4 protein-coding genes and 2 pseudogenes are annotated in these 8,535 nt (G+C 74.1%); 4 read left to right on the top strand and 2 right to left on the bottom strand.

The window, feature by feature from the left end:
- A partial coding sequence (locus tag ACFP3V_RS19290; RefSeq protein ID WP_380585063.1) for a DNA topoisomerase IB occupies positions 1-805 on the bottom strand: 805 nt, incomplete at its 3' end.
- Between the two features lie 257 nt (positions 806-1,062).
- Here ACFP3V_RS19290 and ACFP3V_RS19285 point away from each other — a divergent pair.
- A pseudogene (locus ACFP3V_RS19285) lies at positions 1,063-2,553 on the top strand (amino acid permease); the annotation flags it as partial.
- 72 nt (positions 2,554-2,625) lie between these two features.
- Here the strand turns inward: ACFP3V_RS19285 and ACFP3V_RS19280 are convergent.
- Positions 2,626-3,249 (bottom strand): annotated as a pseudogene (locus ACFP3V_RS19280) (TetR/AcrR family transcriptional regulator); the annotation flags it as partial.
- 165 nt (positions 3,250-3,414) lie between these two features.
- On the opposite strand from ACFP3V_RS19280, the gene ACFP3V_RS19275 reads away from it, so the two are divergent.
- The 3 genes from ACFP3V_RS19275 (at position 3,415) to uca (ending at position 8,497) form a co-directional block, all read left to right on the top strand.
- Complete coding sequence (locus ACFP3V_RS19275) at positions 3,415-4,242, top strand: urea amidolyase associated protein UAAP1 (protein ID WP_380585061.1); 828 nt, start codon at positions 3,415-3,417, stop codon at positions 4,240-4,242.
- Between the two features lie 77 nt (positions 4,243-4,319).
- The gene (locus ACFP3V_RS19270) at positions 4,320-4,955 is read left to right on the top strand and encodes an urea amidolyase associated protein UAAP2 (RefSeq protein ID WP_380585089.1); all 636 of its coding nucleotides are present in this window, start codon (positions 4,320-4,322) and stop codon (positions 4,953-4,955) included.
- On the top strand, positions 4,952-8,497 hold the full coding sequence (gene uca / locus ACFP3V_RS19265; protein ID WP_380585059.1) for an urea carboxylase: 3,546 nt from the start codon (positions 4,952-4,954) through the stop codon (positions 8,495-8,497). The genes ACFP3V_RS19270 and uca overlap by 4 nt, the downstream gene beginning before the upstream one ends.
- The last annotated feature ends 38 nt before the right edge of the window (positions 8,498-8,535 follow it).

Below are 8,535 nucleotides of genomic sequence, written 5' to 3'. Positions count from 1 at the left end.
CGCCTCGCCGCCGCGAGGCGGAGGAGCGGGCGGCGACCGGCGCGGAGACGGCGAGGCCGACCGCGGCCAGGACGGTGGCGTGCCAGGTGCGGAAGTCCTTCGCGGTGATGTCCAGCCCGGTCAGCTCGTGCAGCTGCTCGTTGACCTCCCGGCCGTGCAGGTCGTGCCAGCCTCCGCCGTCCCGGTAGGCGAGCAGCCGGGCTCCGCCGCCGTCGCGGCGGAGCAGGGCGCGCAGCGTCCGGCAGGCGGCCGGGTCGGTGAGCGTCTGCATCCGGTGCCGGCCGTGCTTGGCGGGGAAGTCGAACTCCACCAGGCCCCGGCGGCAGGTGACGTGCTCCCGTTCCAGCGTGGTCAGGCCGTAGCTGCCGTTCTGCTTGGCGTAGGAGTCCGAGCCGATCCGGAAGAAGCCCAGGTCCAGCAGCCGGACTGCGCAGCCGAGCACCCGCTCGCGGCAGAGCGTGGGCAACTCGAGGGCGTCCTGGGCGTACTGACGCACCTTCGGCAGATGCGCGGCGACCTCCAGGACATGCGCGTGCTTGCTCTCCTCCTGCCGGCGCCGGAACTCCGGGTGGTACAGGTACTGCCGACGACCGGCGGCGTCCGTGCCCACCGCCTGCAGGTGCCCGTTGGGCCACGGGCAGATCCAGACGTCCTCCCAGGCCGGGGGGACGACCAGGGCACGGATCCGCTCCAGTTCGCCCCGGTCGGTGAGCGCCGAGCCGTCGGGCGCGAGGTAGCGGAACCCGCGCCCGCACCGCCGTCGTCGGATCCCCGGACGGGAGGGTTCACTGGTGCGCAGTCGCATACGGGCCTTCTGCCCGCGACGGCGACTTCAAGCCCGGCCGGCGTCCCGCGTGCCGCGGCCGGTGTCCGCCGTGGCCCCGGTCGGCGTCCTGCGTGCCCGTGCCGCGTCCCCGTCGCCCCGGCCGGCGTCCTGCTTGCTGCGGGCGGTGTGAGGACTTCGGCCCGGGGGCGACATCGCCGCGACATTCGGCGGAAACAGCCCGCCCCTAATTTCTGTCGCTCGACAGTAATCCGGACCCTGCGAGCGAGGGGAATCCCATGACCGTCAGCGCACCCCCCGACGACGCGGCGCTGGCCCGCTTCGGGTACCGCCAGGAACTGCACCGCACCATGGGCAGGTTCGCCTCCTTCGCCGCCGGGTTCTCCTTCATCTCGGTGCTGACCACGGTGTTCCAGTTCTTCGGCTTCGGCTACGGCTTCGCCGGCCCGGCCTTCGTCTGGACCTGGCCGGCCGTCCTGGCGGGACAGTTGCTCGTCGCCGCCTGTTTCGCCGAACTGGCCGCCCGCTACCCGCTGTCCGGGGCGATCTACCAGTGGGCCACCCGGCTGGCGACCCCGGTCTACGGCTGGTTCGCCGGCTGGACCATGGTGATCGGTCAGATCGTGGTGGCCGCCGCGGCGGCCCTCGCGCTCCAGGTGGTGCTGCCTGCCGTCTGGTCGGGCTTCCAACTCGTCGGCGGCGACCCCGCCCCCACCACGCCGACCGGCGCGGCGAACGCCGGGCTGCTCGGCGTGCTGCTGCTGCTGTTGACGACGGTGGTGAACATCGTGGACAACCGGGTCCTCTCGGCGGTCAACCGGATCGGCGTGAGCGCCGAGATCGTCGGCGCGGTGCTGATCGTCGTGCTGCTGTTCACACACACCCGCCACGGCCTCGGGGTCACCCTGCACACGGGTGTTCCCGGCGGTGCCACGGGCGCACTGCTGGTCGGCTCCTTCGCCGCGGCCTACGTGCTGATCGGCTTCGACAGCGCGGGCGAGATGAGCGAGGAGACCCGCAGTCCGCGGCGCACGGCCCCGCGGACCATCCTCACCGCGCTCGTCGCGGCCGGCGTGCTGGGCGGACTCCTGGTCTACGCGGGCGTGCTGGCCTCTCCCGACCTGGGGTCGGGGCGGATGGCGAGCGAGGGGCTCGGCTACGTGCTCACCAGCAGCCTCGGCCCGGGCGTGGGCAAGGCGCTGCTGGCGGACGTGGCCGTTGCGGTGTTCGTGGCGACGCTCGCGATCCAGACGGCCGGCACCCGGATGCTGTTCTCCATGGCCCGGGACGGCGTGCTGCCCTTCTCGCGGCGGCTGGCCCGCGTCTCCCCGCGGAGTGGCATGCCGACCGCCACGGCCGTCGTCACCGGGGTCGCCGCGGCGGCGCTGTGCCTGCTCAACTTCCTCTCGCCGGACGCCTTCCTGGCCATCGGCACGACCTGCATCGCGATGGTCTACCTCGCCTACGCGATGGTGACCGGCGCCTACCTGGCGCGGCGGCTGCGGCGCGGACCCGGCGGCGCGGACGCCCAGGGCGCCGACGAGCAGGGCGGCCGGCTGTTCACCCTGGGCCGCCTCGGCGTCCCGGTCTCCGGGCTGGCGCTGGTGTACGGCCTGGCCATGTCGGTCAACCTGGCGTGGCCGCGTGCCGCCGTCTACGACCCCTCCGGCGGCCACTGGTACTTCCGCTGGTTCACCGTGCTCTTCCTGGCGGCGACGCTCGCCGTGGGCGCGGGTTACCGGCTCTCGCTGCGCCGGCGCGCCCGCGCGGACCNGGCTCCCGGGCGGGACCGTGCCCGCCGCGGTGCCGCCCGCCGCGGGCAGCTGACGTGGTTCGACGCCGACGCCGACGATCCGCAGCGCGGCGTCCGCCGTCGCCGTGGCGAAGTCCGCGATGGGGCGGTCCGGATCGGAGCGGCGGACCAGGATGACCCCCTCGATCAGTCCGAAGACGAGATCGGTCCGGAGCGCGAGCCCGTCCTCGGGCAGGCTCGCGCCCGGGCCGGTGGCCGCGATCAACTGCCGGTAGGCGTCCTTGAGTTGCTGCCTGGTCCGGTGGAAGCCGGCGAACCGCTCGCCGCGCACCTCCGGCAGCAGGTAGAGCGCGCCGAGGTTGTGCGGGCCTCCGCAGAGCAGCGCGACGTCGGAGCTGCAGAGCCGGTGCAGGCGGACCTCCGCCGGGTGGTCGTCCTCGGCGAGGAGGCTCCGGGCGAGGGCCAGCGAGGGGGCGACGGTGGACTCGAGGAGGGCGGCGAGCAGTTCCTCCTTGCCGGAGACGTAGTGGTACATCGTCGCCTGGCGCATCCCGGCGCGCTCGGCGACGGCGCGGGTCGAGGTGGCCGCGTAGCCCAGAGCGCTGAACAACTCGGCTGCGGCAGCCAGGAGTTCGTCCCGGGGTGCGAGCCCCTCCGCGGCCCGCGGGGTGGCCCGCGGCCTGCCGACCGGACGTCCTGTCGCTGTGCTCATGCCGTGATCCTCGCACAGGCCGCGCGGGCCCGCCGTGGGGCCGCCGCGCCCGACGGGCCGTGAGGTTCCGGTAACGCCCCCGGAACAGTCGGGCAATCCAAGGGAATTGACCGGGCTCTAATTTCTGTCGCACGACAGAAACAGTTCGGACGAGAGGGAGGCCGCATGGGGACGGCGACCACGCACGGGGCCCGGGAGCACGCCAGGGCGCAGGAGGGGACGCGGACCCGCGCGATGCCGGTCGTCCCCGCCGCCACGGTGACCGCGCCGGACGGCGCGGCGGGGCCGGTGGTGTGGGCGGAGACCGTCGCGGGCGGCAACTACACCCACCGTGTCCTCGCCCGCGGCACAGAGCTGCGGCTCACCGATCCGGACGGCGACGCCTGCGCGCATTTGCTGCTCTACGCGGCCGACCGCCCGTGGGAACGGCTGAACGTCGCCGACACCGTCAAGGTGCAGTGGAACGCCTACCTCGGCGTGGGCCGCCTGCTCCTCTCCGACCAGGGACGCGTCCTCGCCTCGATCGTGGCCGACAACTCGGGCCGGCACGACGCCCTCTGCGGAACCTCCACCCTCGCCCGCAACACCCGCCGCTACGGAGACGGTTCACCCCAGTCGGCCTCGCCCGCCGGGCGCGAGCTGTTCAAACTCGCCGCCGCCAAACACGGGTTGACGCCGCGTGACCTGCCGCCGTCCCTCTCCATGTTCCAGGGCGTCACCGTCCGCGAGGACGACGGCGCGCTGGAGTTCACCGGCTCCGCCGGGTCCGGCGCGGCCGTGACCCTCCGTGCCGAGCAGGAGCTCGTCGTCCTGCTCGCCAACGTCCCGCATCCGCTGGACCCGCGGCCCCAGTACCGCTGCACCGAGTTGGAGGTCCTGGCCTGGCGCGCGGCGCCGACGGGCCCGGGCGACCCGCTCTGGGAGGCGTCCCCCGAAGGCCGCCGCGCCTTCCTCAACACCGTCGAACTGCTCGCCTCCAGGGGGATCGCATGACCACGACCGCCCAGACCACGACCGCCCAGAGCACGACCGCGGGGAGCACGACCGCCGGGAGCGCTTCTCCCGGGGGCATGAGCGCCGTCGTCCCCGCGCGGGCCGCCTGGTCGGCCGTCGTCCCCGCCGGGGGGCTGCTCACCATCACCGACCTGCACGGCAACCAGGCCGTCGACTTCCTCCTCTACGACGCGCACGACACCGCCGTCCGGTACAGCGCGCCCGACACCGTCCAGGCGCAGGGGAGCATCTTCCTCACCACCGGCAGCGTGCTGCTCTCCTGCGAGCACACCCCGCTGATGACCGTGGTCGAGGACGAGGTCGGCCGCCACGACACGCTCGGCGGGGCCTGCTCCAAGGAGTCCAACACCCTCCGCTACGGGCACCACACCTGGTCCCAGCACGCCTGCGTGGAGAACTTCCTCGCCGAAGGGGCCAGGTACGGCCTCGGCAAGCGGGACCTGGTCTCCAACATCAACTGGTACATGAACGTCCCCGTCGAGGAGGACGGCACCCTCGGCATCGTCGACGGACTGTCCGCGCCGGGGCGGCGCGTGGTGCTGCGCGCCGAGTGCGACGTGCTGGTGCTGGTCTCCAACTGCCCGCAGGTGAACAACCCCTGCAACGGCTTCGACCCGACGCCCGTCCGGATGACCGTCGATCCCGGCGCTGCCGGCGACCCCGACGGCCTCGGCCCGGTGAGTGCCCGATGAGCTTCGACACCCTGCTCGTCGCCAACCGCGGCGAGATCGCCGTCCGGATCATCCGCACCGCCCGGCGGCTCGGCCTGCGCACCGTCGCCGTCTTCTCCGACCCCGACCGCTCCGCTCCCCATGTCCGGCTCGCCGATGCGGCCGTGCGGCTCGGTCCCGCGCCCGCCAAGCAGTCCTACCTGGACGCCGAACTGGTGCTGCGGGCGGCCGAGCGGAGCGGCGCCGGGGCCGTCCATCCCGGCTACGGATTCCTGTCCGAGGACGCGGAGTTCGCGCGCCGTTGCGAGCGCGCCGGCATCGTCTTCGTCGGTCCCACCGCCGAGCAGTTGGAACTCTTCGGCGCCAAGCACACCGCCCGCGCGGCGGCCGAGGCCGCAGGTGTCCCGCTCGCACCGGGCACCGGGCTGCTGCCCGACCTGCCGACCGCGCTCGACCAGGCCGAGCGCATCGGCTACCCGGTGATGCTCAAGGCCACCGGCGGCGGAGGCGGCATCGGCATGGCCACCTGCCGGACCCCCGACCAACTGGCCGACGCCTGGGAGCGAGTGCAGCGGGTGGCCGCCGCGTCCTTCTCCTCGGCGGGTGTGTTCCTGGAGCGGCTCGTGGACCGGGCCCGCCATGTCGAGGTGCAGGTCTTCGGGGACGGCACCGGGCGCGTGGTCGACTTCGGGGACCGGGACTGCTCGCTGCAGCGCCGCAACCAGAAGGTGCTGGAGGAGGCGCCCGCACCCGGTCTTCCGGACCGGATCCGGCGCGAACTGGCTTCCAGTGCCCGGCAGTTGTGCGCATCGGTGCGTTACCGATCCGCCGGGACGGTCGAGTTCGTCTACGACGCCGCCCGCGAGGAGGCGTACTTCCTGGAGGTCAACACCCGGCTCCAGGTGGAGCACCCGGTCACCGAGGCGGTGCACGGGGTGGACCTGGTGGAGTGGATGCTGCGGCTCGCCCAGGGCGAGCGCGGCGTCGTCCGCGAACCCGACGCCCCGCGCGGGCACGCCGTCGAGGCCCGCGTCTACGCCGAGGACCCGTCCCGCGCCCACCGCCCCAGCGCGGGCCTGCTCACCCGGGTCGCCTTCCCGGACGACGTCCGGGTGGACACCTGGATCGAGACCGGCATCAAGGTCACCACCGCCTACGACCCCATGCTGGCCAAGGTGGTCGCGCACGGCGCGGACCGCGAGGAGGCGCTGCGCCGGCTCGACCGCGCGCTCGCCGCCACCCGCGTGGACGGCATCGAGACCAACCTCGGCCTGGTCCGCGCCGCGCTGGCCCACCCAGACCTGCGGGCGGGCAGCCACAGCACCGCCACCCTCGGCGGCATCACGGACCCCACCCCCCGGATCGAGGTCCAGAACGGCGGCACGCTCACCACCGTCCAGGACTGGCCCGGCCGACGCGGCCACTGGCAGGTGGGCGTACCGCCGTCCGGGCCGATGGACGACCTCTCCTTCCGCCTGGGCAACCGCGCCCTCGGCAACCCCGAGGGCGCCCCGGGTCTCGAATGCACCCTGCAGGGCCCGACCTTGCGGTTCACCCACCCGACGACCGTCTGCGTCACCGGCGCGCCGGTCGCCGTCACCGTGGACGGCGCGCCCGTGCCGCAGTGGGAGCCGGTCACCGTCCCGGCGGGCGGCACGCTGACGGTCGGCCCGGCCGAGGGTCCGGGGCTGCGGAGCTACGTCCTCTTCGGGGGCGGCGGCCTGGACGTGCCCGAATTCCTGGGCAGCGCCGCCACGTTCACCCTGGGCGGGTTCGGCGGCCACGGCGGCCGGCCACTGCGCACCGGCGACGTCCTGCACGGCGGCGGGTCGGCGACCGGCCGTCCGGTGCCGCCCGCGGAACGGCCGGTCCTGCGCGGCGAGTGGCGCATCGGCGTCCTCGAAGGACCGCACGCCGCACCGGAGTTCTTCACTCCCGAGGACATCGCCGAGTTCTACGCCGCCGACTGGAAGGTCCACTTCAACTCCGCGCGGACCGGCGTCCGGCTGGTCGGCCCCAAGCCGCGCTGGGCCCGCACCGACGGCGGCGAGGCGGGGCTGCACCCGTCCAACATCCACGACACGCCGTACTCGGTCGGGGCCGTGGACTACACCGGCGACATGCCGGTGCTGCTCGGCCCGGACGGCCCCTCGCTCGGCGGCTTCGTCTGCCCCGCGACGATCGCCTCCGGTCAGCGCTGGAAGCTGGGCCAGGTCCGGCCCGGCGACACCGTCCGGTTCGTGCCGGTCAGCGAGGCCGAGGCGACCCGGCTGCGCCGGGAGCCGTGGCGCGAGCCGCAGGCCGACCGCACGCCGATCGCGGACGACGGCGTGCTCGCCCGCGACGGGGACGTCACGTTCCGCCGCAGCGGCGACGACAACCTGCTGGTCGAGTTCGGCCCGATGCAGCTCGACCTGGCCCTGCGGATGCGGGTGCACGCGCTGATGGAGTCCCTCGCGGCGACCGCGCCGGCCGGCCTGACCGACCTCACGCCCGGCATCCGCTCGCTGCAGGTGCAGACCGACCCGGACGCCCTGCCGCTGCCGGACCTGCTCGCGGCCGTGCGGCAGGCGGTGCGTCAACTCCCGGACCTGGAACGGCTGGTGGTGCCCTCCCGGACCGTCCACCTCCCGCTGTCCTGGGACGACCCGGCGACACGCGAGGCCATCGCCCGCTACATGGCGGGCGTGCGCGACGACGCCCCCTGGTGCCCGTGGAACATCGAGTTCATCCGCCGGATCAACGGCCTGGACTCGGTGGAGGAGGTGTACCGGACCGTCTTCGACGCGGAGTACCTCGTCCTCGGCCTCGGCGACGTCTACCTCGGCGCGCCGGTCGCCACCCCGCTGGACCCGCGCCACCGGCTGGTCACCACGAAGTACAACCCGGCCCGCACCTGGACCGCGGAGAACTCCGTCGGCATCGGCGGCGCCTACCTCTGCATCTACGGGATGGAGGGCCCCGGCGGCTACCAGTTCGTCGGCCGCACGACCCAGGTGTGGTCGGGCTGGCAGCAGCGCGGCGCGTTCGAGCCGGGCAAGCCGTGGCTGCTGCGGTTCTTCGACCGGATCCGCTGGTATCCGGTCGGGCCGGAGGAACTCCTGGAACTGCGCGCCGACATGGCGGCCGGGCGGTTCGCCCCCCGGATCGAGGAGGGTTCCTTCGCCCTGGCCGACCACCTGCGCTTCCTGGAGGAGCACGCCGACTCCATCGCGGCCTTCCGCTCCCGCCAGGCGGCGGCCTTCGCCGCGGAACGGGACGCCTGGGAGGCGGCGGGCGAGTTCACCCGCCCGGAGGCGGCGTCGGAGCCCGCGCCTGCGGCGGAGGTGCGGGTGCCCCCCGGCGGGCATCTGCTGGAGGCCGAATTCGCGGCGTCGGTCTGGCAGTTGAACGTGGCGGTGGGGGACGTGGTCGAGGCGGGCCAGCAGGTTGCGGCCCTCGAAGCGATGAAGATGGAGGCGCCCGTCCATGCCCCCGTGTCCGGCGTCGTCCTCGACCTCCTCACCCACCCCGGCGCCCAGGTCGAACCCGGCACCCCGCTCCTCGTTCTCGCCCCCCGATAGCCCCCCGGCCCCGGCTGGGGTCCGGACCGCACGCCCCC

Origin of the sequence: Streptacidiphilus monticola (assembly GCF_042658505.1) — a bacterium.
Lineage (GTDB): Bacteria > Actinomycetota > Actinomycetes > Streptomycetales > Streptomycetaceae > Streptacidiphilus > Streptacidiphilus monticola.
Note: the sequence above shows the minus strand (reverse complement) of the source record. Positions and strands in the feature narration are given on the sequence as shown.

Bases quoted from the DNA above. Each gene is read 5' to 3' on its own strand.
- ACFP3V_RS19270 (WP_380585089.1), top strand. From the start codon at position 4,320: ATGAGCGCCGTCGTCCCCGCGCGGGCCGCCTGGTCGGCCGTCGTCCCC.
- ACFP3V_RS19275 (WP_380585061.1), top strand. From the start codon at position 3,415: ATGGGGACGGCGACCACGCACGGGGCCCGGGAGCACGCCAGGGCGCAG.
- uca (WP_380585059.1), top strand. From the start codon at position 4,952: ATGAGCTTCGACACCCTGCTCGTCGCCAACCGCGGCGAGATCGCCGTC.